Origin of the sequence: Isoptericola sp. NPDC056618 (assembly GCF_042792715.1) — a bacterium.
Taxonomy (GTDB): Bacteria; Actinomycetota; Actinomycetes; order Actinomycetales; family Cellulomonadaceae; genus Isoptericola; species Isoptericola nanjingensis.
The window spans coordinates 74,149-98,727 of the sequence record NZ_JBHTVZ010000014.1 but is presented as its reverse complement, the minus strand read 5'-3'; the positions used below and the strand labels follow the sequence as shown (position 1 = coordinate 98,727).

The 24,579-nt window shown below is 74.4% G+C and carries 23 protein-coding genes; 12 read left to right on the top strand and 11 right to left on the bottom strand.

Translation table 11 applies throughout. The features are described 5' to 3' along the window. Positions 1–24 precede the first annotated feature (24 nt). Together pta and ACFQ8T_RS16135 are read left to right on the top strand one after the other, a co-directional pair. Positions 25–2,154: a phosphate acetyltransferase gene (pta, locus tag ACFQ8T_RS16140; protein WP_430547494.1), complete on the top strand. Its 2,130-nt coding sequence runs from the start codon at positions 25–27 to the stop codon at positions 2,152–2,154. Further along, a complete protein-coding gene (locus ACFQ8T_RS16135; protein WP_430547493.1) occupies positions 2,151–3,425 on the top strand; it encodes an acetate/propionate family kinase in 1,275 nt (424 codons plus the stop codon). The genes pta and ACFQ8T_RS16135 overlap by 4 nt, the downstream gene beginning before the upstream one ends. A gap of 19 nt (positions 3,426–3,444) precedes the next feature. Here the strand turns inward: ACFQ8T_RS16135 and ACFQ8T_RS16130 are convergent, their stop codons facing one another. Next, a complete protein-coding gene (locus ACFQ8T_RS16130; RefSeq protein WP_430547492.1) occupies positions 3,445–4,875 on the bottom strand; it encodes a GntP family permease in 1,431 nt (476 codons plus the stop codon). 43 nt (positions 4,876–4,918) lie between these two features. Next, complete coding sequence (locus ACFQ8T_RS16125; protein WP_430547491.1) at positions 4,919–5,473, bottom strand: gluconokinase; 555 nt, start codon at positions 5,471–5,473, stop codon at positions 4,919–4,921. Positions 5,474–5,641: 168 nt separating this feature from the next. Between ACFQ8T_RS16125 and ACFQ8T_RS16120 the strand changes: the two genes are divergently transcribed. The 5 genes from ACFQ8T_RS16120 to ACFQ8T_RS16100 are packed head-to-tail and all read left to right on the top strand — an operon-like array spanning position 5,642 to position 10,155. After that, a complete protein-coding gene (locus ACFQ8T_RS16120; protein WP_430547490.1) occupies positions 5,642–6,400 on the top strand; it encodes a FadR/GntR family transcriptional regulator in 759 nt (252 codons plus the stop codon). Between the two features lie 11 nt (positions 6,401–6,411). Beyond that, complete coding sequence (locus tag ACFQ8T_RS16115; RefSeq protein WP_430547489.1) at positions 6,412–7,734, top strand: carboxylesterase family protein; 1,323 nt, start codon at positions 6,412–6,414, stop codon at positions 7,732–7,734. Beyond that, positions 7,731–8,681: a DUF4031 domain-containing protein gene (locus ACFQ8T_RS16110; RefSeq protein ID WP_430547488.1), complete on the top strand. Its 951-nt coding sequence runs from the start codon at positions 7,731–7,733 to the stop codon at positions 8,679–8,681. The genes ACFQ8T_RS16115 and ACFQ8T_RS16110 overlap by 4 nt, the downstream gene beginning before the upstream one ends. A 16-nt stretch (positions 8,682–8,697) precedes the next feature. Further along, positions 8,698–9,345 carry a vancomycin high temperature exclusion protein gene (locus ACFQ8T_RS16105; RefSeq protein WP_430547487.1) on the top strand — a complete coding sequence of 216 codons (648 nt, stop codon included), beginning with the start codon at positions 8,698–8,700 and terminating at the stop codon, positions 9,343–9,345. A 57-nt stretch (positions 9,346–9,402) separates the two neighbouring features. Continuing rightward, a complete protein-coding gene (locus tag ACFQ8T_RS16100) occupies positions 9,403–10,155 on the top strand; it encodes an enoyl-CoA hydratase (RefSeq protein ID WP_430547486.1) in 753 nt (250 codons plus the stop codon). A 7-nt stretch (positions 10,156–10,162) separates the two neighbouring features. On the opposite strand, the gene ACFQ8T_RS16095 is transcribed toward ACFQ8T_RS16100, so the two are convergent. The 3 genes from ACFQ8T_RS16095 to ACFQ8T_RS16085 all read right to left on the bottom strand — a co-directional run bounded on the left by ACFQ8T_RS16095 (position 10,163) and on the right by ACFQ8T_RS16085 (position 13,441). Next, positions 10,163–11,785: a succinic semialdehyde dehydrogenase gene (locus ACFQ8T_RS16095; protein ID WP_430547485.1), complete on the bottom strand. Its 1,623-nt coding sequence runs from the start codon at positions 11,783–11,785 to the stop codon at positions 10,163–10,165. A 70-nt stretch (positions 11,786–11,855) separates the two neighbouring features. Beyond that, positions 11,856–12,320: a GNAT family acetyltransferase gene (locus ACFQ8T_RS16090; RefSeq protein WP_430547484.1), complete on the bottom strand. Its 465-nt coding sequence runs from the start codon at positions 12,318–12,320 to the stop codon at positions 11,856–11,858. Then, positions 12,317–13,441 (bottom strand): GuaB3 family IMP dehydrogenase-related protein, encoded by a 1,125-nt coding sequence (locus ACFQ8T_RS16085; protein ID WP_430547483.1) that lies wholly within the window; start codon positions 13,439–13,441, stop codon positions 12,317–12,319. The genes ACFQ8T_RS16090 and ACFQ8T_RS16085 overlap by 4 nt, the downstream gene beginning before the upstream one ends. Positions 13,442–13,494: 53 nt before the next feature. Here ACFQ8T_RS16085 and ACFQ8T_RS16080 point away from each other — a divergent pair, with 53 nt between their 5' ends. Further along, on the top strand, positions 13,495–14,277 hold the full coding sequence (locus ACFQ8T_RS16080) for an exonuclease domain-containing protein (protein ID WP_430547482.1): 783 nt from the start codon (positions 13,495–13,497) through the stop codon (positions 14,275–14,277). A gap of 91 nt (positions 14,278–14,368) precedes the next feature. Here ACFQ8T_RS16080 and ACFQ8T_RS16075 read toward each other — a convergent pair whose 3' ends face one another. Further along, positions 14,369–15,007 (bottom strand): Rid family hydrolase, encoded by a 639-nt coding sequence (locus ACFQ8T_RS16075; RefSeq protein ID WP_430547481.1) that lies wholly within the window; start codon positions 15,005–15,007, stop codon positions 14,369–14,371. Between the two features lie 241 nt (positions 15,008–15,248). Here ACFQ8T_RS16075 and ACFQ8T_RS16070 point away from each other — a divergent pair, with 241 nt between their 5' ends. Next, positions 15,249–16,886, top strand: coding sequence for a flavin monoamine oxidase family protein (locus ACFQ8T_RS16070; protein WP_430547480.1), 1,638 nt, complete (start codon positions 15,249–15,251; stop codon positions 16,884–16,886). 72 nt (positions 16,887–16,958) lie between these two features. On the opposite strand, the gene guaB is transcribed toward ACFQ8T_RS16070, so the two are convergent. Further along, on the bottom strand, positions 16,959–18,476 hold the full coding sequence (gene guaB, locus ACFQ8T_RS16065) for an IMP dehydrogenase (protein ID WP_430547479.1): 1,518 nt from the start codon (positions 18,474–18,476) through the stop codon (positions 16,959–16,961). Between the two features lie 86 nt (positions 18,477–18,562). Next, positions 18,563–19,684, bottom strand: coding sequence for a MerR family transcriptional regulator (locus tag ACFQ8T_RS16060; RefSeq protein ID WP_430547478.1), 1,122 nt, complete (start codon positions 19,682–19,684; stop codon positions 18,563–18,565). Positions 19,685–19,887: 203 nt separating this feature from the next. On the opposite strand from ACFQ8T_RS16060, the gene ACFQ8T_RS16055 reads away from it, so the two are divergent. Beyond that, on the top strand, positions 19,888–20,178 hold the full coding sequence (locus tag ACFQ8T_RS16055) for a WhiB family transcriptional regulator (RefSeq protein WP_380317624.1): 291 nt from the start codon (positions 19,888–19,890) through the stop codon (positions 20,176–20,178). A gap of 55 nt (positions 20,179–20,233) precedes the next feature. Here ACFQ8T_RS16055 and groES read toward each other — a convergent pair whose 3' ends face one another. Next, positions 20,234–20,530, bottom strand: a complete 297-nt coding sequence (gene groES, locus ACFQ8T_RS16050; RefSeq protein WP_079572552.1) for a co-chaperone GroES — start codon at positions 20,528–20,530, stop codon at positions 20,234–20,236. 208 nt (positions 20,531–20,738) lie between these two features. Between groES and ACFQ8T_RS16045 the strand changes: the two genes are divergently transcribed. After that, complete coding sequence (locus ACFQ8T_RS16045) at positions 20,739–21,974, top strand: SAM-dependent methyltransferase (protein WP_430547477.1); 1,236 nt, start codon at positions 20,739–20,741, stop codon at positions 21,972–21,974. 93 nt (positions 21,975–22,067) lie between these two features. Then, on the top strand, positions 22,068–23,219 hold the full coding sequence (locus ACFQ8T_RS16040) for a glutamate--cysteine ligase (RefSeq protein ID WP_430547476.1): 1,152 nt from the start codon (positions 22,068–22,070) through the stop codon (positions 23,217–23,219). On the opposite strand, the gene ACFQ8T_RS16035 is transcribed toward ACFQ8T_RS16040, so the two are convergent. Both ACFQ8T_RS16035 and ACFQ8T_RS16030 read right to left on the bottom strand, forming a co-directional pair. Beyond that, entirely contained in the window at positions 23,216–23,584 is a 369-nt protein-coding gene (locus ACFQ8T_RS16035) for a nuclear transport factor 2 family protein (protein WP_430547475.1), read from the bottom strand. The genes ACFQ8T_RS16040 and ACFQ8T_RS16035 overlap by 4 nt on opposite strands. Then, on the bottom strand, positions 23,581–24,561 hold the full coding sequence (locus ACFQ8T_RS16030; RefSeq protein WP_430547474.1) for a class I SAM-dependent methyltransferase: 981 nt from the start codon (positions 24,559–24,561) through the stop codon (positions 23,581–23,583). The genes ACFQ8T_RS16035 and ACFQ8T_RS16030 overlap by 4 nt, the downstream gene beginning before the upstream one ends. Positions 24,562–24,579: the final 18 nt, after the last annotated feature.

The following is a 24,579-nucleotide window of genomic DNA, read 5'->3' as shown; positions in this document are numbered from 1 at the left end:
CGCACGATCGACAGGAGACATCGCGTGACGGGCTCGACCCGCAGTCTCTACATCGCCTCCCCCGAGGGCGAGACCGGCAAGTCGACGGTCGCGCTGGGCGTGCTGGACCTGCTGGTCCGGCAGGTCTCACGCGTCGGGGTGTTCCGGGCCGTCTCCCGCGTACCGTCGCCGCCGGCGTCGGACGCGGGGGGCGACGCCCCGCGCGACCACGTGCTGGAGATGCTGCTCGCGCACGACGGCGTCGACCTGACGTACGAGGACGCCGTCGGCGTCACCTACGACGACGTGCACGCGGACCCGGAGGCCGCGCTCGCCCGCATCCTCGACCGCTACCACGCGGTCGCGGAGCGGTGCGACGCCGTCGTCGTGGTCGGCACGGACTACACCGACGTCGCGGGCGCCACCGAACTGGCGTTCAACGCGCGCGTGGCGGCCAACCTGGGCGCCCCGGTGCTGCTGGTGGCGTCCGGCCGCGAGCGCTCGCCGGAGGACGTGCGCGCGCTGGTGCGGCTCAGCCTGTCCGAGCTGCGCGCCAACCACGCGCAGCCGGTGGGGGTCGTCGTGAACCGGTGCCCCCCGCGCGTGCTCGCCGCGGGCGCCGCGGCGCTGGTGGGCGACGGCGACCTGCCCGTATGGACGATCCCCGAGGAGCCGTTCCTGCACGCGCCGACGGTCGGCCGCCTGGCCGAGGCCGTGGAGGGCACCCTCATGCTCGGCGACGCCGACCTGCTGGGCCGCGAGGCGCTCGAGGTCATCGTCGGGGCGATGTCGTTCGAGCACGTGCTCGACCACCTGTCCGACGGCGCCGTCGTCATCCTGCCGGGCGACCGCTCCGACGTGCTGCTCGGGCTGCTCTCGGCGCAGTCCGCGGCCACGTTCCCGTCGCTGTCGGGCATCGTGCTCACCGGCGGCTACGTGCCGCGCGGGGTGATCGCGCAGCTGCTGTCGGCGCTCGGCCCGCGCGTGCCCGTGGTGGCCACCGCGCTCGACACGTTCCAGGCCGCCCGGCGCGCGGCCGAGACGCACGGCTACGTCACCGTCGCCTCGACGCGGAAGATCGACGTCGCGCGCGCCCTGTTCGAGCAGCACGTGGACGGCGCCGCGCTGCTGGCCCGACTGGACCTGCCGCGCACGCGCGTCGTCACGCCGCTGATGTTCGAGTACGAGCTCATCGAGCGGGCGCGCGGCGACCGGCGCCGCGTCGTGCTGCCCGAGGGCGACGACGACCGCATCCTGCGCGCCGCGTCGACCGTGCTGGCCCGCGGCATCGCGGACCTGGTGATCCTGGGCGACGAGTCGTCGATCCGGGCGCGCGCCGCCGAGCTGGGCCTCGACATCGCCGCCGCCACGGTGCTCTCCCCCACGGACCCCGAGCACGTCGAGACGTTCAGCGCGGAGTACGCGAGACTCCGGGCGCACAAGGGCATGACGGTGGAGCGGGCCAAGGAGATCGTCACCGACGTGTCGTACTTCGGCACGATGATGGTGCACCTCGGGCTCGCGGACGGCATGGTCTCGGGCGCCGCGCACACGACGGCGCACACCATCCGGCCGTCGTTCGAGATCGTCAAGACGCAGCCGGGCGTCTCCGTGGTGTCGTCGGTGTTCCTCATGTGCCTGCAGGACCGGGTGCTGGTGTACGGCGACTGCGCGGTGATCCCCGACCCGACGGCGGAGCAGCTCGCGGACATCGCCATCTCGTCGTCGGCGACGGCGGCGCAGTTCGGCGTCGACCCGAAGGTCGCGATGCTGTCGTACTCGACGGGCTCGTCCGGCTCGGGCGCGGACGTCGACAAGGTGCGCACCGCGACCGGGCTGGTCCGCGAGCGCCGGCCCGACCTGTCCGTGGAAGGGCCGATCCAGTACGACGCCGCCGTGGACGCGTCGGTCGCGAAGTCGAAGCTGCCGGAGTCGTCGGTCGCAGGGCAGGCGACGGTGTTCGTCTTCCCCGACCTCAACACCGGCAACAACACGTACAAGGCCGTGCAGCGCTCGGCCGGGGCCGTCGCCGTCGGCCCCGTGCTGCAGGGGCTGAACAAGCCGGTCAACGACCTGTCGCGCGGCGCGCTGGTCGCGGACATCGTCAACACCGTCGCCATCACGGCGATCCAGGCCCAGTCGTTCGGGGCACAGGCACAGGAGGCCACCGCATGAGCATCGTCCCCGAGGCCGAGCGCCCCACCCCGTACAGCGCGTACGGGGCGCACGGGTCCGTGCTGGTGCTGAACTCGGGCTCGTCGTCGCTCAAGTACCAGCTGGTCAACCCGGTCGGCGGGGAGGCGATCGCGGCGGGCACGATCGAACGGATCGGCGAGTCGTCCGGCATCGTCACGCACACGTTCGCCGGCAACAAGACCCGCCGCGAGCTCGAGGTGCCGGACCACGGCGAGGCGCTGCGGATCGCGCTCGGCCTGTTCGACGAGATCGGCCCGCGCCTGGCGGACGCCGGCATCTACGCCGTCGGTCACCGGGTGGTGCACGGGGGCGCGGAGTTCTCGGGGCCGGTCGTGGTGGACGACGACGTCGTGGCGCGCATCGACGCCCTGGTGCCGCTCGCGCCCCTGCACAACCCGGCCAACGTGCAGGGCATCCGGGTGGCGCGCGAGCTGCTGTCCGACGTCCCGCACGTCGCCGTCTTCGACACGGCGTTCTTCTCCGCGCTGCCCGCCGAGGCGTACACCTACGCCATCGACCGGGAGGTGGCGAAGGAGCACGACGTGCGCCGGTACGGCTTCCACGGCACCAGCCACCAGTACGTGGCGGGCAAGGTGGCGCGGGTGCTGGGCCGCCGGGTGCAGGACCTGCACACGATCGTGCTGCACCTGGGCAACGGCGCGTCCGCGTCGGCGGTGGCGGGCGGCGTCCCGATCGACACCTCCATGGGCCTGACGCCGCTGGAGGGCCTCGTGATGGGCACCCGGTCGGGCGACATCGACCCGGCCGTCGTCTTCCACCTGGCCCGCAACGCCGAGATGGGCATCGACGAGCTCGACACACTGCTCAACAAGCGCTCGGGGATGCTCGGCCTGTCGGGCGTGAACGACTTCCGCGAGCTGCGGCGCCTCATCGACGACGGCGACGAGGCGGCCGCGCTCGCGTTCGACGTCTACGTCCACCGCCTGAAGAAGTACGTGGGCGCCTACGCCGCGCTGCTGGGCCGGGTGGACGTCATCGCGTTCACCGCGGGCGTCGGCGAGAACGACGCCGCCGTGCGCGCCGCCGTCTGCGCCGGCCTCGAGGGCATGGGCATCGCCGTCGACCCGGAGCGCAACGCCGCGTCGCGGCGCGACGAGCGCATCATCTCCCCCGACTGGACGTCCACGCTGGTGATGGTGATCCCCACGATGGAGGAGCTCGCCATCGCCCGGCAGTGCGTCGAGGCGGTGGAGCACCTGCGCCCCTCGTCGTCGGTCACGGCGGGCTGAGAGGCACGGGCGCCGGCGCTCAGGCCAGCGCGAACGCCACGCAGGCGATCCCGAAGCCCATCACTCCGATGGCCGTCTCCATGACGGTCCAGGTGCGCAGCGTGGTCTTCACGTCCATGTCGAAGAACCGGCCCACGAGCCAGAACCCCGAGTCGTTGACGTGGCTGAGCACCACGGACCCGGCCGCCACGGCGACGACGATCGCGGCCGTCGCGAGCTGGCTGAACCCGCCGGCGGCCACGGCCGGGGCGATGAGCCCGGCCGCCGTCGTGAGCGCCACGGTGGCCGAGCCCTGCGCCACCCGCAGGACCGCGGCGATGACGAAGCCGGCGACGATGACGGGGAGACCCAGGTCGGCGAGGACGTCGGCGAGGGCGTCGCCGATGCCCGACGCGCGCAGCACGCCGCCGAACATGCCGCCGGCGCCCGTGATGAGGATGACGGAGCAGACGGGCCCCAGCGCCGAGTCGAGCGTCTGCTCGAGCACGGTCCCCTCGACGCCGCGGCGACGGCCGAGCGCCCAGGCCGCCACGAGGACGGCGGCGAGCAGCGCGACGGGAGTGGAGCCGACGACGCCCGCCCAGGTCACGACCGGGTTCTCGGCGGCGACCCAACCCGCGGAGACCGCGGTCTCCAGCCCGGTGTTGGCGAAGATCAGCACGAGCGGGAGCAGCAGGATGCCGACGACCGTCCCGAAGCGCGGCGGGTTCGCGATCTGCGCGGCGTCGGCGCGGCCGAGGATCGCCGGCACCGGGAGCTCGATCCGGCGGCCCGCGAACCGGCCGAAGAGGTAGGCGGTCACGTACCAGGTGGGGATCGCGATGACCAGCCCCAGGAGCAGGACCATGCCGACGTTCGCCCCGAGGAACTCCGACGCGGCGACGGGGCCGGGGTGCGGCGGCACGTAGATGTGCATGACCGAGAACGCGCCGGCCACGGGCAGGCCGTACAGCAGGAGCGACCCGCCGAGGCGGTGGGCCACCGCGAACACGATCGGCAGCATCACGACGAGGCCGGCGTCGAAGAAGATCGGGAAGCCGAAGATCAGCGACGCGACCCCGAGGGCCAGCGGGGCGCGCTTCTCGCCGAACCGCGCGATGAGCACGTCGGTCATCACCTTCGCGCCGCCGCTGGTCTCGATCAGCCGGCCCAGCATCGCGCCGAGCCCGACGAGCAGCGCCACGGACGCGAGGGTGGAGCCGAAGCCGTCCAGCAGCACGTCCAGGACGCCGCCGGCGGGCAGCCCTGCGGCCACCGCGGTGAGCAGGCTGACGAGCACGAGCGCGAGGAACGCGTGCAGGCGCACCTTGATGATGAGCAGGAGCAGGAGCGCGACGGCTCCGGCGGCGATGGCGAGCAGCGGCCCGGCCGTGAGCGTCTGGGTCCAGTCGTCGGTGGGCGCGGCGGCGGTCATGGCGAAGGGCATGACAGAGGGCAGGGAAAAGGGCATGGCGAAGTCCTCGTCGAGCGGCGTACGGGGTGGGTCGGGCGGGTCAGGCCCGGTCGGCGAGCCAGGCGAGCACGGAGGCGACGATCTCGGCCGGCGCGGCGGCGACGTCGATCCTGATGCCGTCCTCGTCGTCGTCGAGCGGCTCGAGCGTGGCGAGCTGGGACGGCAGGAGCGCCGGCGGCATGAAGTGCCCGCTGCGGTGCGCCATCCGGTCGGCGAGGAGCTCGGGGGTGCCGTCGAGGTGGACGAACCGCACCCGGCCGTGCGCGCCGCGCAGGACGTCGCGGTAGGAGCGCTTGAGCGCGGAGCAGGTCACGACGGCGGACCTGCCGCCGTCGGTCTCCCCGGTCAGCCAGTCGCGGATCGCGGCGAGCCAGGGGGCGCGGTCGGCGTCGGTGAGGGGCGTCCCGGCCGACATCTTGTCGATGTTGGCCTGGGGGTGGAACTCGTCGGCCTCGGCGACGTCGACGCCGAGGCGCTCGGCGAGCATCCCGGCGATCGTGGTCTTGCCCGAGCCGGCGACGCCCATGACGACGAGGTGCCCGGCGACCGGCGGCCGCGGCGCGCTCACGGCGCGAGCGTCACCGGTGGCGTTCATGACGACAGTGTCCATCTCGACTTCCCTGTTCGGTCGGCGACCCGCCGGGGCGGGCCCCGCGGCGACTGCTGCGTCGCCGCGTCGTCCGAGGATGCCTTATTGGTACTACCTTTGACAACACTGGTCACACCAATCGCTCGCTCGACCCGACGTCGATAGGCTCCGCCCATGTCGTCACCGTCCCTGCACGCCGGAGTGCTCGACGCGCTCGGCCTCGCGATCACCAGCGGAGACGTCCCCGCGGGCACCCCCCTCACGCTCGACGGGATCGGCGCCGAGCACGGCGTCTCGCGGACCGTGGCGCGCGAGGTGATGCGGATGCTCGAGGGCCTCGGGATGGTGCGCTCGCGGCGCCGGGTCGGCCTCGTGGTGCTCGGCATGGAGGACTGGAACGTGCTCGACCCGCGCGTCATCCGCTGGCGGCTGCAGGGCCCCGGCCGAGACGCTCAGCTGCGCAGCCTCACCGAGCTGCGCCACGCGGTCGAGCCCCTCGCCGCCGCCGGTGCCGCTCGTCACGCCACCCCGCAGGTGCGCGGCGAGCTCGTGGACCTCGCCCGCCGCATGCGCACCCTCGGCGAGGCGGGCGACCTCACCGAGTTCCTCGCCCTCGACGTCCGGATGCACGAGCTGCTGCTGCGCTCCAGCGGCAACGAGATGTTCGGCCCGCTGGCCGACGTCGTCGCCGAGGTGCTCGCCGGGCGGACCCACCTCGGTCTCATGCCGCCCTCCCCCGCGCCCGAGGCCCTCGACCAGCACGAGGCGGTCGCCCGGGCGGTGGCCGAGCACGACCCCGACGCCGCCGAGGCCGCGATGGCCCGGATCGTCGGCGAGGTGCGGCGCGCCCTCGACGACCTGCCCGACCGCACGCCCGACCGCACGCCCGACCGCATGCCCGACGACGAGGACGGCGCCTCCCGCCGGGGTTAGTCTCGACCGCGATGCTGCGCTTCACGCCTCCCTGCGGACCGGTCGACGGCTGGGCGGACGACGACGTCGTCCGCGCCACCGGCATCCCGTACGCCCACGCGGACCGGTTCGCCCGGCCCGCGCCGATCCCCGACCGCAGCGAGGCGTTCGAGGCGACGAGGTGGTCCCCCGCCTGCCCGCAGGCGCCGGTCCCGTTCCTCGACGAGGTGCTGGGCTCGCCGGGCGCTGGCGTCCCCGGCGACGAGCACTGCCAGCGCCTGTCCGTGACGATGCCCGCCGACGTCCGCCCCGACGACCGCCTCCCCGTCATGGTGTGGATCCACGGCGGCTCGTACACCTCCGGCGCGGGCGACCTGCCGATCATGGACCCACGGCCGCTGGTCGCGGAGCAGCGGGTGGTCGTCGTGACCGTCACCTATCGGCTCGGCCTCCTGGGCTACCTCGGCGACGGCCCCGAGCGGCCCGCGAACCTCGGGCTGCTCGACCAGCTCGAGGCGCTGCGCTGGGTGCGCCGCAACGTCGCCGCGTTCGGCGGCGACCCGGCGCGGATCACGCTGTTCGGCCAGTCCGCGGGGGGCGACGCCGTCGCGCACCTGCTGGCCGTGCCCGCCGCGGCGGCCCTGGTCTCGCGCGCGATCGTGCAGAGCGCGCCGCTCGGCATCTCCCGGGGCCGGGACCGGATGAACGCCGCCATGGCGCGCGCCGCCGCCGGGATCTCCGCCCGGACGCCCGTCATGGACGTCGTGGCCGCGGAGGCGCGGGTCGCCCGGGCGGCGACGGGCGCCGGCCTGCGGGCCGCGATGCCGTTCGGCACCCCGTACGGCCACGACCCGCTGCCGCCCGAGGACGAGATCGACGCCGCCTGGGACGCCGGCGCGCCGCAGGTCGCGCTGCTCGTCGGGAGCACCGCTGAGGAGGCGCGGCTGTTCGTCCCCCGGATCCCCGCGATCCGGCGGCTCGCCGCGCTGCCCGTCGTCGGGCCCTGGGTACGACGCGCGCTAGTCGCGGCCGTCACCGCGGCCGTCTACGGGCGCCCCGCCCGGCGGTTCGCCGCCCGGCACGCGGCCGCCGGCGGCACCGCCCACCGGTACGTCGTGACGTGGTCCCCGCCGGGCAGCCCGTGGGGCGCCGCGCACACGGTCGACCTGCCGCTGCTGTTCGGCGACGAGAAGGCGTGGGCGACGGCGGCGCTCACGGACGGTACGTCGTGGGACGACCTGCAGCGCTCCGCCCGGCGCGTGCGCGCCGTGTGGGGCGCGTTCGCGCGGGGCGAGGACCTCGGCGACCGGCTCGAGGTGCCGGGTGCCCTCAGGGTGCGGCGGGTGCGCCGATGACGCTCCTGCTCGACCCGCCCGCCTGGCCCGCGCACGGCACCCTCTGGTCGCACCTGGTCTCGGACACGTCGCTGCACGAGCTACGGTCGTTCGCCCGCGCCCAGGGCGTGGGAGACCGGGCCTTCGACCTCGACCACTACGACGTCCCCGCCGACCGGCACGACGCCCTCGTGGCCGCCGGGGCCGTGCCGGTGACCGGCGGCGAGCTGTCGCGGCGGCTCGCCGGCTCCGTCCTGCGGGTGCCGGGCCGCGAGCGGCGGCGCGCCTCCCACGACGCGCTGCTCGCCCGGTGGGCGACGCTGTGGGAGCCGGACGACGGCGCGCGGTCCGCGCTCGCCGCGGCGGACGACGCCGGTCGCGACCTCGTGGGCCGGTGGCGCGAGCCGCACCGGGTCTACCACTCGCGGCTGCACCTGGCCGACTCCCTCGACGCCCTGGACCTCCTCGTCGCCGACGGCGCGCCGGGCTCGCGCTGGCACGCGGCGACGGCGCTGTGGTTCCACGACGCGGTGCACGACGGCGAGGCCGTCCGCGACGAGGAGCGCTCGGCAGCGCTCGTGGGCACGCTGCTCGGGCCGCTGGCCGGCCACGTGCGCCGGGCGGGGACGGGCGAGCCGCTGACGCACCACGACGTGGACGAGGTCGCCCGGCTCGTGCTCGTGACGACGGCCCACGACCCCGGCGCGGCGGACGGCTCGGGCGCGCTGGTCAGCGACGCGGACCTCGCCGTCCTCGGCGCCGAGCCCGGCCGGTACGCGCGCTACGCGGCCCAGGTCCGCGCCGAGTACGGACACGTGCCCGACGACGCGTTCCGGGCCGGCCGGGCCGCCGTCCTGGACCAGCTCACCGGGCTGCCGCGGCTGTACCGCTCGCCGGCGGCAGCGGCCCGGTGGGCAGACGCCGCGGGGCGCAACCTGCGCGCCGAGCGCGCCGCCCTGGTCCCCTGACGCTAGGTTGCGGGGCGTGACCCCGACGCCGGCCGCCGCACCGACCCCCGTCCGCACCCGGCGCCGTCGTGCGCTGCGCTTCTCCGCCGCGACCGCGGGCGCGCTCGCCCTCGCCGTCGTGGTGCCGGTCGCGTGGGTGCAGCTGACCGGGCAGGCGCGCGTGCGGCCGTCCGTCGCGTCCGTCGAGCCGGTCGACGCGATCCTCGTGCTGGGGGCTGGCATCCGGCCCGACGGCACCCCGTCGCCCTACCTGCGCCGACGCCTCGACGCGGCGGCCGAGCTGTACCACGCCGGCGTGGCGGACCGGGTGGTGCTCAGCGGCGACGGGCAGCCGCGCCGCGACGGCACCCCCTACGACGAGCCCGCCTCCATGCGCGAGTGGATCCTCGGGCGCGGCGTGCCGGACGCGGCGCTGACGCTGGACCGCGACGGCCTCGACACGACCGCGTCCTGCCGCAACACCGCCGAGCTCACGGGGGCCCGCACCGCCGTCGTCGTCACGCAGGACTACCACCTGCGCCGCGCCCTGTTCAGCTGCTCCCGCGCGGGCCTGGACGCGCAGGGCGTGGGCGTCTCGGCCGCGAGCGCGACGCGCCGGCACTGGGTGTGGTGGCACGTGCGCGAGATCCCGGCGTCGTGGCGCGCGGCGGTCCGCGAACTCTGACTCGGTCCGCGGACGTCGGCGACGACGACCCGCTCCGACGGCCGCTATCGTCTCGGCATGACCGACGACGTCCTCACCAGCGCCGCCGAGGGCGTCGCCACCGTGACCCTGAACCGGCCCGCGAAGAAGAACGCCCTCACCACCGCGATGTACGCGGCGCTGGCCGACGCCCTCGACGCCGCGGAGGCCGACGCGGGCGTCCGGACGGTGGTGCTGCAGGGCGACGAGACCGTGTTCTGCGCGGGCAACGACATCCGCGACTTCCTGGACCGCCCGCAGGCCGGCACCGACGACCCGGCGTTCCGCTTCCTGCGCACGATCGCGCGGTTCCCCAAGCCGGTCGTCGCGGGGGTGTGCGGCCCGGCCGTCGGCGTGGGCGCGACCATGCTGCTGCACTGCGACCTCGTGTACGCCGGCGAGGGCGCGACGCTCCACTTCCCGTTCGTCGACCTGGGCCTGATCCCCGAGGCGGGGTCCAGCCTGCTGCTGCCGCAGGTCGTCGGGCACCAGCGCGCCGCGGCGGCCCTCCTGCTCGGGGAGCCGTTCGGCGCCGCCGCGGCGGCCGACGTCGGCCTGGTCAACCAGGTGCTGCCGGACGCCGAGGTGCTCGGCCACGCCCGCGCGCAGGCCGCCCGGCTGGCCGCGAAGCCGGTCACCGCGCTCGTCGAGACCAAGCGCCTCCTGCGCTCCGGCACCCAGGCCGCCCTCCTCGACCGGATCGAGGACGAGGGGGCGGTCTTCACCCGGCTGCTGGGCGAGCCCGCCGCGCAGGCCGCCCTGGGCTCCTTCCTGGCCCGCCCCGGGCGCTGAGGCGGGCCTACGGCAGGCGCAGGCGCCGCATCGCGCCGAGCGCGACGGACAGCACGCGGCTCGGCGTCTCCCCACCGAGCGTGTACAGCGTGTCGAGGGACAGGCCGAACCGGGCGCCGCGCTGGACGGCGACGGTCTGCACCTCGGTGACGGCCTCGATGCCCTCGCGCCCGTGCCGGCGGCCCTGACCGGAGGCCTTGAAGCCGCCCATCGGCGCGGCCGCGGAACCCCAGGCCGAGGCGTACCCGTCGTTGATCACGACGGTGCCGGACTGCACGCGCGCCGCGAGGCGCCGGGCGCGGGCGACGTCGGTGGACCAGATGCTCGCGTTGAGGCCGAACTCGGTGTCGTTCATGACGCGCACCGCCTCGTCGTCCGACGCCACGCGGGTCACGGCGACGACCGGGCCGAACGTCTCCTCTCGGGCGCACAGGGCGTCCTCGGGGACGTCATCCAGCACCGTCGGGGCGTAGAAGTACGGGCCGACGTCGGAGCGGTGCACCCCGCCGACGAGCGCGCGGGCGCCCTTGGCGAGCGCGTCGTCGACGTGGCGGGTGACGCGCTCGAGCTGCGCGGCGGAGACCAGCGAGCCCACGTCCGCGGTGTAGTCGAGCCCGGTGCCCAGCGTGAGGTCGCGCACCGCGACGGCGAACCGCTCGAGGAACGCGTCCGCGATCCGCTCGTGCAGCACCAGGCGCTCGATCGACATGCACAGCTGGCCGGCGTTCGCGAAGCAGGCCCGCACGACGCCGGGCACCGCCGAGTCGAGGTCGGCGTCGGCCGCGACGTACAGCGGGTTCTTGCCACCCAGCTCGAGCGTCGTGCCGATGAGCCGCTCGCCGGCCCGCGCCGCGACCTTGCGGCCCGTCGCCGTCGAGCCGGTGAACGCGATGTGGTCCACGTGGTCCACGAGCGCCGCGCCGACGTCCCCGCCGCCGGCGACGACGAGGAACAGGTCGTCGGGCAGCCCCGCCTCCTGCAGGAGCTCCGCCACCCACAGGGACGACAGGGTGGTCTGCGGGTCCGGCTTGAGCACCACCGCGTTCCCCGCGAGCAGGGCCGGGATCGCCTCCGACAGGACCAGGGACAGCGGGTAGTTCCACGGCGCGATCGCGCCGACCACGCCGACCGGACGGCGGTGCACGCGCACGCCCGTGAGCACGGGCAGCATGCCCGGCACGCGGCGCTCGCCCAGGTACCCGGGGCCGCGCACGGCGTAGTGCCGGCACGCCATCGCGACGTCGGCGACCTCCTCGAACGCGCTGCGCCGGGCCTTGCCCGACTCCATCTGGATCAGGTCGAGGATCTCGGACTGCCGCTCCAGCACCAGGGCGCCCAGTCGGTCCAGCACGGCCGTGCGCTCCCGCAGCGGCGTGCGCGCCCACCCGGGCTGCGCGGCGCGGGCGCGGCCCGCGGCCGACGCGACGTCGTCGGGCGACGACAGCGGGAACGCCGCCAGCGGGGCGCCCGTGAAGGGGAGGACCGAACGGTGCGTCCCGACCGTGTGGGACGTGACGATGCGCCGCGTCAGCGGCTCCACGACGTCGGGCTCCAGGACATAGGTGGCGGCGGGCAGCTCGGGGTCGAGAAGTTCCCCGAGAGCGCCTTCGCCCTCGTGCGCGGTGGACATGGGCGACACCCTACGCGGGTCGCCCGACACCGCGGCAACCGTCGCCCCGGTTCGTCCGGGTCGTTCGCTCTCAGCGCGACCCGTCGAACCACTTCCCGAGCACGACGGTCTCCTGGTCGGCGTACCCGAGGCGGTCGTAGAAGCCCACCACCTGCGCGTTCGTCGCGCGGACCATGAGCTGCACCTTGCGCGCGCCGGCGGCACGCAGCCAGTCCTCCGCGGCGGCCACGGTGGCGCGACCGAGGCCGCTCCCCTGCTGCTGCGGGTCGACGGCCACGTAGTAGAGCCAGCCGCGGTGCCCGTCGTACCCGGCGAGCGCGGAGGACACCACGCGGTCGCCGGCCACCCCGACCAGGACCGTCGACGTCGCGGTGCGCCGCGCGTCGGCCACGTCGCGGCGCGGGTCGTTCCACGGCCGGGTCAGCCCGCAGGCCTCCCACAGCGCGACGACCTGCTCCACGTCGTCGTCCGTGACCTCCCGGAAGGCGACGTCGAGCGCGTCGCGGGTCGCGCGGGTCACTGCGCCGGTGGTCACCGGGGCTGGTAGGGCGAGACGACGACCTCGACCCGCTGGAACTCCTTGAGGTCGGAGTACCCGGTCGTGGCCATGGCGCGGCGCAGCGCGCCGACGAGGTTGAGGGTGCCGTCGGCAGAGCCGCTCGGCCCGAACAGCACCTGCTCGAGCGTGCCGGCCGTCCCGACCTCGACGCGCTCGCCGCGAGGCAGCGCCGGGTGGTGGGCCTCGGGCCCCCAGTGCCAGCCCTTGCCCGGCGCCTCCTCGGCGCGGGCGAGCGCGGCGCCCAGCATGACGGCGTCGGCGCCGCAGGCGACGGCCTTGACGATGTCGCCGGAGCGGCCCACGCCGCCGTCGGCGATCACGTGCACGTACCGGCCGCCGGACTCGTCGAGGTAGTCGCGGCGGGCCGCGGCCACGTCGGAGACGGCCGTGGCCATCGGCGCATGGATGCCGAGGCCCACGCGCGTGGTGTGCGCGGCGCCGCCGCCGAAGCCGACGAGCACGCCCGCCGCGCCGGTGCGCATGAGGTGCAGCGCGGCGGTGTAGGTGGACGCGCCGCCGACGACGACCGGGACGTCGAGCTCGTAGATGAACCGCTTGAGGTTGAGCGGCTCGGCGTTGCCGGAGACGTGCTCGGCCGAGACCGTGGTGCCGCGGATGACGAACAGGTCCACGCCCGCGTCGACCACGGTCTGGTAGTGCTCCTGCGTGCGCTGCGGGGACAGCGCGCCCGCGACGGTGACGCCCGCGGCGCGGACCTCCTTGAGACGCTGCGTGATGAGCTCGGCCTTGATCGGCTCGGCGTAGATCTCCTGCATGCGCTGCGTCGCTCGGCCGGCGGGCAGGTCGCGGATCTCGGCCAGCAGCGGCTCGGGCGACTCGTACCGCGTCCACAGGCCCTCGAGGTCGAGGACGCCGAGGCCCCCGTGGTTCCCCAGCGCCACCGCGGTGGCCGGGCTCATCACGGAGTCCATCGGCGCCGACATGATCGGCAGGTCGAAGTGGTAGGCGTCGATCTGCCACTCCACGGACACGTCCTTCGGGTCGCGCGTGCGCCGCGAGGGCACGATCGCGATGTCGTCGAAGGAGTATGCGCGGCGGCCGCGCTTTCCGCGCCCGATCTCGATCTCGTTGCTCACCCGGACAGCCTACCGGCGCGTGCTGTCGGTGGCCGGTGGCACAGTCCGGGGGCATGACGACGTACGCGGAGCTCGACGCACCGCCGGCCGCCCCCGACCCGGGCTGGTCGCGCGGGCCCCTGCTCGGCTTCGACACGGAGACCACCGGGCTCGACGTCGAGGCCGACCGCATCGTGACCGCCGCGCTCGTGCTGCGGGGGCCGGACGGCTCCAGGTCGGTGCGCACCTGGCTGCTCGACCCGGGCGTCGAGATCCCCGCCGAGGCCGCCGCCATCCACGGCATCACCACCGCGGAGGCGCGCGCCCACGGCCAGGACGCCGTCGGGGCGCTCGAGGAGATCGCCGCGATCCTCGTCCACCACGTGCGCGACGGCGTCCCCCTGGTCGCCTACAACGCCTCGTTCGACCTCTCCCTGCTCGACGTCGAGCTCGCCCGCCACGGCCTGCCGACCGTGCCCGAGCGGCTCGGCCGGCCCGTCGCCCCGGTGCTGGACCCCCTCGTCCTCGACCGCTGGCTGGACCGGGCCCGCGAGGGCAAGCGGCGCCTCGGCGACCTGTGCGCGCTGTACGGGATCGAGGGCGACGGCGAGCTTCACCGGGCGGACGTCGACGTCCTCGCCACGCTCGACGTCCTCGACGCCCAGCTCGTGGCCCACCCGCGCCTGCGGGGCGCCGCGCTCGACGCGCTGCACGCCGCCCAGGCCGGCGCCCACCGCGCCTGGGCGGAGCGCGTCAACGCGGAGCGCGCCGCGACCCCGGGTGGCCGCCCGCCCACGTCGCCCGCGTGGCCGGCATCCACCGGCCGGGCTCATCGGGGTGCCGTCGCCGGATCCTGACCGTGCCGGGCGGCGGCGCAGCGGCGCTCCATGGCCGCCAGCCCACGTCCGCGGACCGCCGTCACCCGCTGTCGCGGCCGGCTCGCTATCGCTACCGGTCGTAGACGGCGTCGACCTCCACCTCGACCAGCCAGCCGTCCACCGGCAGGTTCTCGATCTCCAGCGCGAACCGGGAGGGCCGGGCCGCGTTGACGACCATGGGCTCGCCGGAGGCCGACCCGAGCTGGACGTCGAGCGTCTCCCCGGTGGCGAGGTTCGTGTTGGCGAAGAACTGCCGGTACGCGCGGTTCCAGCCGGCGAAGTCCATGGCCTCCTCGCCGTCGGGGTTCTGCAGGAAGACGCGCATGGAGACGACGTCGTCGTAGGACAGGCCCGCGCGCTCGAGGTTCTCCCCGATCCGCATCAGCGCGTTGATCCCCTGCGCCTCGGTGAGCGTCACGCCCTCAGGCAGCTCGCCGCCGGGGAAGACGTCGGTCGGGACGTAGCGCTCCTCGGCGGAGACGCCCGGGGCGCGGTTCAGGGCGGACGGCCCGAGCCCCGACGACTTGTACCAGGCCACGTTCTTGCCGAGGGCCACGCCGTCGGCGATGGACGGGGTGTCGCCGGTGACGAAGGAGTGCGCCTCGGTCGGCCGCGGCTCGAAGAGCCGGCCTCCCGCGACGGCGGTGGCGGGCACGGCGACGGCGGTCGTGACGGCGACGGCGAGGACGACCTTGGTGGTGTTCTTCATGCGGGGAACGTAGGGGCGCACCGTTTCCGCCGGATGACCGGCGAGGGTCGAACGCGAGTCGCTGACCTGCGGCGACGGCGTCGAAACGCAGCCGTTACCCCAGGCGACGACGCCGTAACCCCGCCGACCCCGGGCCGTGACGCGGCTCTCCTACCGTCGGCCGCGGTGCTGACGGCGGCGCCCGGCATCCAGGGCCGCCGCGACCGTCCGTCAGACCTTTCGACACGAGAGGTAGTGCCACATGGTCACTGACACGATCACCGACGGGGTCACCGACGGGCCCCGGTCCGGCGTCTCCCGCCGCGGCTTCCTCCAGGCCGTCGGCGTCGGCTCCAGCGCCGGCGTCATGTTCGCCACGATGGGGGCGATGGGGCTCGCCCCGACGGCCGCGGCCCAGCCCACCGCGGCCGCCTGGGCCCCGCCCCGGGGCAGCGACTTCTCGCTCACCGGCCGCTCGGCGAAGAAGGTGGTGGTCGTGGGCGCCGGCCCGGCGGGACTCGCCTCGGCGTACGAGCTGCAGAAGGCCGGCTACCGCGTCACGGTGCTCGAGGCGCGCCACCGGCCGGGCGGCCGCACCCTGACGATCCGCGGCGGCGACTCCGAGACGGACGTCGACGGCGTCACCCAGACGGCGCGCTTCGACGACGGCGTCTACATGAACGCCGGTGCCGGCCGCATCGCGCAGTGGATGGTCACCATGGACTACCTGCGCGAGCTGGGCGTGCCGTACGAGGTGTTCACCAACGCGAACGCCGACGCCTACCTCTACAACGAGAAGACCGGGGCCACCCCGGGCCACCCCGTGCGCTACCGCACCGCCAAGGCCGACGTCTTCGGCTACACCTCGGAGCTGCTGAGCTACGCCACCGACCAGGGCGCCCTGGACCAGCGGCTCACCGCCGAGGACAAGGAGAACCTGCGCTCCTTCCTGCGCAGCTGGGGCTCGCTGAAGGCCGACGGCACGTACGCGGGCGGCGACAACCGCGGGTTCACGACCTATCCCTCCGCGTGGAACGAGCACGGCACGCCGCTGCCCGGACCCGGCACGGTCTCGGAGGTGCTCGCCTCGAAGGTGGGGCAGTACTTCCCGTTCGAGATCAACTGGGAGCAGTCGATGCTCATGTTCCAGCCGAAGGGCGGCATGGACACGACCTACCAGTACTTCGTGCGGGCCATCGGCAAGCAGAACGTGCACTTCGGCTCCCCCGTCACCGGCGTGGAGAACACGAGCGACGGCGTGCGGGTCACCTACACGCCCGGCCACGGCCGCCCCCGGCAGATCGAGGCGGACTTCGCGATCGTCGCCGCGCCGGCGGGCGTCATGCGCCGCTGGGACACGAACTGGGGAACGGGGATCGACGCCGCGCTGGGCGAGTTCGCCACCGGCTCGCCCGCGGGCAAGATCGGCCTGCAGTACCGCTCGCGGTGGTGGGAGGACGACCACCGCATCTTCGGCGGCATCACCGAGACGGACATGGACCTGGCGCACGTCTGGTACCCGTCGTACGGGTACGGGGAGCGCAAGGGGCTCGTCGTCGGCTACTACAACACCGGGGCCAACGCCCGCACCTACGCGGACCTCACGCCCCGGCAGCGCGAGCGGCGCGCCGTCGAGCAGGGCGTGAAGATCCACGGCGAGAAGTACCGCAGCGAGCTGGAGTCGTCGTTCTCCATCGCCTGGCACAAGGTGCCGTACATCGAGGGCGCGTGGGCTTACCCGGACACGGAGTCGTCGGGCTTCAAGCAGCTGCAGCAGGGCGCGGGGCGCGTCTACTTCGCTGGCGACTGGATGTCCGAGGTCTCCGCCTGGCAGCACGGCGCGTTCTGGTCCGCCCGGTACGCCGTCCAGGCCCTGCACGCCCGGGTCATGGCGAGCTGACGGCGGGGCGACGGAGGCCCGGTTACCCCCGCGGGGGTGCCGGGCCTCGTCGTGGCGGTCGTGCGGGTCGGCTCAGAACCCGGCGTAGTTCGGCGCCTCGACGGTCATCTGCACGTCGTGCGGGTGGCTCTCCTTGAGCGACGCGGACGTGATGCGCACGAACCGGCCCTTGGCCTGCAGCTCGGGGATGGTGCTGGCGCCGACGTAGAACATCGACTGGTGCAGCCCGCCGACGAGCTGGTGCGCGACGGTGTTCAGCGTGCCCTTGTACGGCACCTGGCCCTCGATGCCCTCCGGCACGATCATGTCGTCGCTGGTGACCTCGGCCTGGAAGTAGCGGTCCTTCGAGTAGGACTTCTTGCCGCGCGACGACATCGCGCCCATCGACCCCATGCCGCGGTACGCCTTGTACTGCTTGCCGTTGACGAGGATCGTCTCGCCCGGTGCCTCCTCGGTGCCGGCCAGCATCGAGCCGAGCATGACCGCCTCCGCGCCGGCCACGATCGCCTTGCCGATCTCGCCCGAGTGGCGCATGCCGCCGTCGGCGATGACGGGGATCCCGGCCGCGCGTGCGGCCAGCGACGCCTCGTACACGGCCGTGATCTGCGGGACCCCGACGCCGGTGACGATGCGGGTGGTGCAGATCGAGCCCGGCCCGACGCCGACCTTGATGCCGTCCGCGCCCGCGTCGACGAAGGACTGCGCGCCCTCCTTCGTCGCGACGTTGCCGCCGATCACCTGCACGTGGCGGGTCGCCGGGTCCGTCTTGAGCTTGCGGACCATGTCGATGAGCATCCGGACGTTGCCGTGCGCGGTGTCCGCGACGAGCACGTCCACGCCGGCGTCGACCAGCGTCGTCGCGCGCTCCCAGGCGTCGCCGAAGTAGCCGATCGCCGCGCCGACGAGCAGGCGGCCCTGGCCGTCCTTCGACGCGTTCGGGAACTGCTCGGACTTCACGAAGTCCTTGACGGTGATGAGGCCCGCGAGGCGGCCCTCGTCGTCGACCAGCGGCAGGCGCTCCAGCTTGTGCTTGCGCAGCAGCAGCGTGGCGTCCTCGCGCGAGATGCCGGCCTGCCCGGTGATGAGCGGGGCGGGCGTCATGACCTCGGAGACCTTGGTCGTGGCCCACTCGGCGACCGGGGTGAAGCGCAGGTCGCGGTTGGTGACGATGCCGGTGAGGTGGCCGCCCGCGTCGACGACGGGGAAGCCGGAGATGCGGTACTCCCCCGCCCGCTTGTCGAGCTCCTCGAGCGTCGCGTCCGGCCCGATCGTCACCGGGTTGGAGATGATGCCGGTCTGCGTCCGCTTGACCAGGTCCACCTGGTACGCCTGGTCCTCGATCGACAGGTTGCGGTGCAGCACGCCGATGCCGCCCTGGCGGGCCATCGCGATCGCCATGCGCGACTCGGTGACGGTGTCCATCGCGGCCGAGACGAGCGGCACGCGCAGGGAGATCTCGCGGGTGAGGCGCGAGGTGGTGTCGATGTCCGACGGGGCGAGGTCGGAGTACCCCGGCAGCAGCAGGACGTCGTCGTAGGTGAGGCCGAGGAATCCGAACGGGTCGTGCGCGGGCGAGGTCGAGTCCGTCATGACAGGAGTCTACGTTCTGGGCGGCCGCCTTATTCCGGCCCGCCCGCCCTCCGGCGCCCGGTCGTGGCGGACCTCACGTCACGGGATCACGTCACCACGGCGAGCGCCTCGTGCAGCATCGCGGTGAACGACCGCACCCGCTGCACGGTGGCCGCCAGCGGCAGCTCGCTCGCGGCGTCGTCCCGCCGCAGGCTGACGATGACCGGCAGCTCGGCGAAGCCCTCGTGCACCGCGTGGATGAGGTCCAGGTCGGGCCGTCGCTGCGCCGTCGCCAGGACGAGCGCCGCCGGCCGCACCATGGTCACCAGCTCGAGCGAGCGGTGCGTGCTCGCGGGCCCGGTCACGATGCGCGCCGTCGCCCCCTTCGCCGTGAGGGCGGCGGCGAGGGCGTGTGCGGACAGCGGCACCACCTCGTCGGGGGCGGCGAAGATGAGCACGATCTTGCGCATCCGGCTCGGGTGGTTGGCCGGCGGGGCCCCGCCGGCCACCATGGCCCGCTCGAACGCCTCGGTGAAGTCCCGCAGCGCACGCAGGGCCGCGGTCGCGAGCACGACCTCGGGGACGGCGCCCGGGCCGGCGAGCACCGTCCGCTGGGCGACACGCTGCCAGGCCGGCTCGGCGATCTCGGTCCACCAGGCTGCGGGGTCGCCCTGCGTCGGGATGGCGAGCAGGTCGTCGCACCCGGCCTGGTCGTACGCGAGGGCGGCGTCCACCACGGCCGACACCCGGCCGGAAGCGCTCCCACCGGGCACGTGACCGGGAGCTGACGCGGCCCCTTCCCCGCCCCCGGGCAGGGCACGGAGGTGGCCTCGACCGCGCGGCGCCTCGCCGTCGGCGGCGGGCGCGGGTCGCGCCGGGTCGGGCTCCGCGTCGTCGCCGGCGTCCGGCTCGGCGCCGGCGCTCGCGGCCTCCTCGGTCGCCTCCTCGAGCTCCTCGACGCCGGCCTCGAGCGCGGCCTTCGCGGCGTCGACCGGCGCGACGCCCTCGAGCGTGAGCCGGCGCATCACGAGCAGGCGCGCCACGTCCTCGGGCGTGTAGCGGCGGTGTGATCCCGCGGTGCGGGCGGACGGTCCGAGTCCGTAGCGTCGGTCCCACGTGCGCAGGGTCGCCGGAGCGACCCCCAGGCGCCTGGCGACCGCCGCGACGGCGAGGCCCGCGCTCGACGCGCGAGACCCGCCCCCGTGAGGAGCGGGTCGGGATGAGGTCATGGCGTCGATTCTGCCGAGAGGACCGGAGGGTCGCCACTGCTCCCCCGGGCGCGCCGCCGTAATCGTCGACGTCGCAGGTCAAAGCCGTTCAGAAGCCCGACGAACCCATTCAGCCCCGCCTGTGAAGTTGAACACTGAATCATCGAATCCGGTCACGAAATCGGACCTTGAACAACTTCTGCACAACTTGTAGGTTGTTCGCCATGACGGAGATCTCGAGGCTTCCCGGTCCGGTGATGGAGTTGTGGGAGTGGCAGTACCAGGGCTCCTGCCGCGACGCGGACGACACGTTGTTCTTCCACCCCGAGGGTGAGCGCGGCTCCACGCGCCGGCGCCGGGCCGAGGCGGCGAAGGCGATCTGCCGCTCGTGCCCCGTGATGATGCAGTGCCGGGAGCAGTCGCTCCGGGTCCGGGAGCCCTACGGGGTCTGGGGCGGTCTCAGCGAGGACGAGCGCTCCGCCATCCTCGCCGGCGGCGCCCGCAAGACAGGCTGACAGCACGAAGGCCCCGCACCGACGACGGTGCGAGGCCTTCTGCGTGCTGGTGTCGTCAGGCGACGACGACCGCGAGGATGTCGCGGGCCGAGAGGACGAGGTAGTCCTCACCGGCGTACTTGACCTCGGTGCCGCCGTACTTGCTGTAGATGACCTTGTCACCGACCTTGACGTCGACCGGGACGCGGTTGCCCTTGTCGTCGAAGCGACCCTCGCCCACGGCCAGGACCTCGCCCTCCTGGGGCTTCTCCTTGGCGGTGTCCGGGATGACCAGGCCGGAAGCGGTCGTGGTCTCGGCCTCGATGGCCTTGACGACGATCCGGTCCTCGAGCGGCTTGATGGGGACCGACACGTCGGACCTCCTTGATTCGCGATGCGTGGATGGACTAGCTGATTGACCAGGTCGCGTCCGAGGGCTGGCCGTCGTCGCGGGTGCCGGTACAGCCTTGCGGTCGCTGACGACAAATCTAGGCAGGCGTTAGCACTCTGACAAGTCGAGTGCCAGAGGTCGGCGGGTCGTTCGCCCAGGGCGTCACCCGCTCGCCTGAGACGATGGCCCGATGGACGCCGCCTCCGTGAGCAAGCTGCTGAGCCCGGACGGGTGGGCGCTGCTCAACTCGCTCCCCCCGTACGACGAGAAGCAGGCCATGGCGCTGGCCACCCGGCTGCGGGCCGACGGGGTCGACGCCGGCCTCGCAGCGGCCGCGCTCACCCAGTCGCGGCTGCGGGCCAAGGCCCGCGCCAAGCTCGGCGACTTCGCCGAGGGGATGCTCTTCACGCCCGACGGCGTGGAGCAGGCCACCCGCCTCGTGGTCGCCGCGCTGCACGCCCGCCGCTACCTCGCCGCCGGCGTCACCAAGGTCGCGGACCTCACGAGCGGGATCGGCGCGGACGCGCTCGCGTTCGCGGGGGTCGGGCTGCGCGTCCTGGCGACCGACGTCGACGAGATCACCGCCGCCCTCGCCACCGTGAACCTGCGGCACTTCCCCGAGGCGGAGGTGCGGCACGCCGACGGGCTCGCGCTCGACCTCGCCGCCGAGGGGGTCGACGGCGTCTACGCGGACCCGGCGCGGCGCACCCGTGGCGGACGGCGCGTCTTCGACCCGGCCGCGTACGCGCCCCCGCTCGACGCCGTGTGGGACCTGCGCACCCAGGTCCCCGCGCTCGGCATCAAGGTCGGGCCGGGCATCCCGCACCAGGGGCTCCCCGACGACGCGGAGACGCAGTGGGTCTCCGTGGACGGCGACGTCGTCGAGGCGGGGCTCTGGTTCGGGCCGCTCGCCCCCGCGGGGCCCGGCCGGTCCGCGCTCGTGCTCGCGACGTCGGGCGGGGCGACGACGTCGCGCTCCCTGCGCACGGACCTGCACGACGACGCAGGCGGCGCCGACCTCGTGCCCGACGTCGGTCCCGTCGGCGCCTACCTGTACGAGCCGGACGGCGCGGTCATCCGCGCCGGGCTCGTGGCGCACGCCGCGGCCGAGCTGGGCGGCCGCCTGCTGGACCGCACCATCGCCTACGTCACGACCGACCAGCCCGCCGCGCCCCCGGCCGAGGGGGCGGCGCCGCTGGCCACCGGCTACCGCGTGCTCGACGTCATGCCGTTCAACCTCAAGCGGCTCAAGGCCTACCTGCGCGAGCGCGGCGTCGGGCGGCTCACCATCAAGAAGCGCGGCACCGCCGTCACGCCCGAGCAGCTGCGCGCCCAGCTCTCGCCGAAGGGCGACGCCGAGGCGACCCTCGTGCTCACGCGCGTCGGCGGCGCGCAGCACGTGCTCGTCGTCGAGCCGCTGCGCTGATCCCGCACCCGGGCGCTCGCGAGGAGGCGGTCGCGCCGAGACCTGGCCGGACCGGCGCGCGGCCCGCCGTCCGCCCGTGGAAGCATGGCCCGCATGGTGCTGGAATTCGCCGCCTCCGAGCGGTCGAGCGTCGGGCTCGAGTGGGAGCTCGCGCTGGTCGACGCCGACTCGGGCAACCTGCGGCAGGTGGCGCCCGCCGTCATCGAGGCGGTGGCCGACGACGTGCGGCACCGCTACGTGAAGCCCGAGTTCCTGCGGAACACGGTCGAGGTGATCAGCGGCGTGCGGCGCACCGTGCCCGAGGCGATCGCGGACCTCGAGCGCGGCATCGCCGCCATCCATGACGCCACCGGCCCCATGCGCGTGGACCTCATGGGGGCGGGCACGCACCCGTTCGCGCACTGGTCGCAGCAGAAGGTCACCGACAAGAAGCGGTACGCCACCGTCGTCGACCGGGCGCAGGTCGTGGGCCGCCAGCAGATCGTCTACGGCGTGCACGCGCACGTCGGCATCGAGGACCGCGCCAAGGTGCTGCCGATCGTCAACTCGCTGCTGGTGTACCTGCCGTACCTGCAGGTGCTGTCCGCCTCGTCGCCGTTCTTCGGCGGCGACGACACCGGCTACGCCTCGATGCGGACCATGATCTTCCAGCAGCTGCCCACCGCGGGGCTGCCCTACCAGTTCGGGGCCTGGTCCGAGCTGGAGCGGTACGTCGCGGACATGCTGCACACCGGCGTCATCGACGACTTCACGGAGGTGCGGTGGGACGTGCGCCCCGCGCCGCACTTCGGCACGGTCGAGATGCGGATCTGCGACGGCACGTCGAACACGTTCGAGCTCGCCGCCCTCGGTTCCCTCGTGCACTGCCTGGTGGAACACCTGTCGACCCTGCTCGACGAGGGCCGCCCGCTGCCCACGATGCCGGCGTGGTTCGTGCACGAGAACAAGTGGCGCGCGGCCCGCTACGGCACCGACGCGATCATCATCCTCGACGACGCCGGCGAGGAGGAGCTCGTCACCGACGCGCTGCCGCGCCTGCTCACGACGCTCGAGCCCGTCGCCGAGCGGCTGGGATGCGCCGCCGAGCTCGACGGCGTGCGCGAGATCGTGCGCCGTGGTGCGTCGTACCAGCGGCAGCGGGAGGTGGCCCGCGTGCACGGCGGCGGCGCCGCGGCGCTCGAGGCCGTGGTCGCGTCGCTCGTCGCCGAGCTGCACGCCGGGCGGCCGCTGCCCGCGGCCGGCTAGGGCGCCGTCTCGGCGGCCGGCGCGAGCGTGGCGGCCAGGACCTGCCAGCCCTCGTCGGCACGCACCCAGAGGCGCGTGTAGACCAGCCGCGCCGACACCGCGGTGCCGCCCTGGACCGCGTCGACGGCGGCGACCAGCCGGGTCGTCCCGCTCGCGGCGTCCTCCCGGACGTCGAGCGACTCCTCCTCCAGGCGGGTGATCCGCAGCAGCCCCGACCGGTAGCTCTCCAGGTCGTCCTCCCGGGAGAACACCGAGCCGTCCGGGCCGGCGCCGACGCACCGGGGATGCAGCAGCGCCCCCAGCGCGTCGACGTCGCCGGCGCGCTGGGCGGCCTGGAGCGCTCGCTCGGCAGCGAGAAGGCTCATCGCACGGCCCCCCGCTCCTTCTCGAAGTCCCACACGACGAGCGAGGGCGTCCCCGCGTACGCCGCGCCCGCCGCCGCCGGGACCCACGGCATCAGCTCCCAGAGGGTCGGCGGCCTGGCCGGGTCCTCGAGCTCCAGGTCGGCTGCGGGGTCGAAGGCCCCCGTCCGGGCGTCCGGGGCCGCGGTGTACTCGCGCCCCCCACCTGCTCCTCCGTCGACGTCGTCCGCGCCGCCGACGTACTCGCGGCAGAACCGCGGCGCCAGGCCCACGGGGAGGGCCGCCTGCAGGTACTCGCTCGTGGCGTGGAACCAGTTCGGGATGTACCCGAACTCGCCGTCCGCGCCCTCGACGAGCGGGTAGAGCGGCGACCCGGTGAAGTACCCCCGCGTGTCGGAGACGACGAGGCGGCCGCCGGGTCGCAGCACGCGCGCCAGCTCGGCGAACACCGGCCCCAGGTCCCGCACGTGGCACAGCGCGAGGGTGACGAGGACGAGGTCGGCGGACGCGTCGACCACGGGCAGCTCGTGCAGGTCGCCCTCGGCGAACCGTGCCCCCGGGACCTTGGCGCGGGCGATCTCGAGCATGTCGGGCGACGAGTCGACGCCGAGCACGTCGTGCCCCTGCTCGACGAGCCACTCGGTGTGCCGGCCCGTCCCGCACGCCGCGTCGATCGCGACGCCGCGGGGCAGGTGCTCCATCAGCGGCCCGACGAGCGGCTCCTCCATCCCCCAGAACCCGTTGGGACCGTCGTAGCGGGGCGCCCAGTGCCGGTAGCCGTCGCGGGTGGTGATCGGCGGGACGTGGTGGCCGTCGCCGAACCGGTCGGCCGCGTCGAGCAGGGCCCGGACGTCGGCCAGCCGCGCCTCGACGAACGCGCGGTCGTGCTCGCCGGCGAACGCGCGCAGCAGCGCCACGCCCTCCAGCCCGACGAGGTACGCGAGCGGGTGCTGGTAGATGGTGGGGCGGTCGGTGTCCACGGTCGGGACGCTACCGAC

What these genes read in the sequence shown, in the direction of transcription:
- ACFQ8T_RS16135 (WP_430547493.1), top strand. Translation starts at nt 2,151, where the DNA reads ATGAGCATCGTCCCCGAGGCCGAGCGCCCCACCCCGTACAGCGCGTAC.
- ACFQ8T_RS16130 (WP_430547492.1), bottom strand. Translation starts at nt 4,875, where the DNA reads ATGCCCTTTTCCCTGCCCTCTGTCATGCCCTTCGCCATGACCGCCGCC.
- ACFQ8T_RS16125 (WP_430547491.1), bottom strand. Translation starts at nt 5,473, where the DNA reads ATGAACGCCACCGGTGACGCTCGCGCCGTGAGCGCGCCGCGGCCGCCG.
- ACFQ8T_RS16120 (WP_430547490.1), top strand. Translation starts at nt 5,642, where the DNA reads ATGTCGTCACCGTCCCTGCACGCCGGAGTGCTCGACGCGCTCGGCCTC.
- ACFQ8T_RS16115 (WP_430547489.1), top strand. Translation starts at nt 6,412, where the DNA reads ATGCTGCGCTTCACGCCTCCCTGCGGACCGGTCGACGGCTGGGCGGAC.
- ACFQ8T_RS16110 (WP_430547488.1), top strand. Translation starts at nt 7,731, where the DNA reads ATGACGCTCCTGCTCGACCCGCCCGCCTGGCCCGCGCACGGCACCCTC.
- ACFQ8T_RS16100 (WP_430547486.1), top strand. Translation starts at nt 9,403, where the DNA reads ATGACCGACGACGTCCTCACCAGCGCCGCCGAGGGCGTCGCCACCGTG.
- ACFQ8T_RS16095 (WP_430547485.1), bottom strand. Translation starts at nt 11,785, where the DNA reads ATGTCCACCGCGCACGAGGGCGAAGGCGCTCTCGGGGAACTTCTCGAC.
- ACFQ8T_RS16080 (WP_430547482.1), top strand. Translation starts at nt 13,495, where the DNA reads ATGACGACGTACGCGGAGCTCGACGCACCGCCGGCCGCCCCCGACCCG.
- ACFQ8T_RS16075 (WP_430547481.1), bottom strand. Translation starts at nt 15,007, where the DNA reads ATGAAGAACACCACCAAGGTCGTCCTCGCCGTCGCCGTCACGACCGCC.
- ACFQ8T_RS16070 (WP_430547480.1), top strand. Translation starts at nt 15,249, where the DNA reads ATGGTCACTGACACGATCACCGACGGGGTCACCGACGGGCCCCGGTCC.
- guaB (WP_430547479.1), bottom strand. Translation starts at nt 18,476, where the DNA reads ATGACGGACTCGACCTCGCCCGCGCACGACCCGTTCGGATTCCTCGGC.
- ACFQ8T_RS16060 (WP_430547478.1), bottom strand. Translation starts at nt 19,684, where the DNA reads ATGACCTCATCCCGACCCGCTCCTCACGGGGGCGGGTCTCGCGCGTCG.
- ACFQ8T_RS16055 (WP_380317624.1), top strand. Translation starts at nt 19,888, where the DNA reads ATGACGGAGATCTCGAGGCTTCCCGGTCCGGTGATGGAGTTGTGGGAG.
- ACFQ8T_RS16045 (WP_430547477.1), top strand. Translation starts at nt 20,739, where the DNA reads ATGGACGCCGCCTCCGTGAGCAAGCTGCTGAGCCCGGACGGGTGGGCG.
- ACFQ8T_RS16040 (WP_430547476.1), top strand. Translation starts at nt 22,068, where the DNA reads ATGGTGCTGGAATTCGCCGCCTCCGAGCGGTCGAGCGTCGGGCTCGAG.
- ACFQ8T_RS16035 (WP_430547475.1), bottom strand. Translation starts at nt 23,584, where the DNA reads ATGAGCCTTCTCGCTGCCGAGCGAGCGCTCCAGGCCGCCCAGCGCGCC.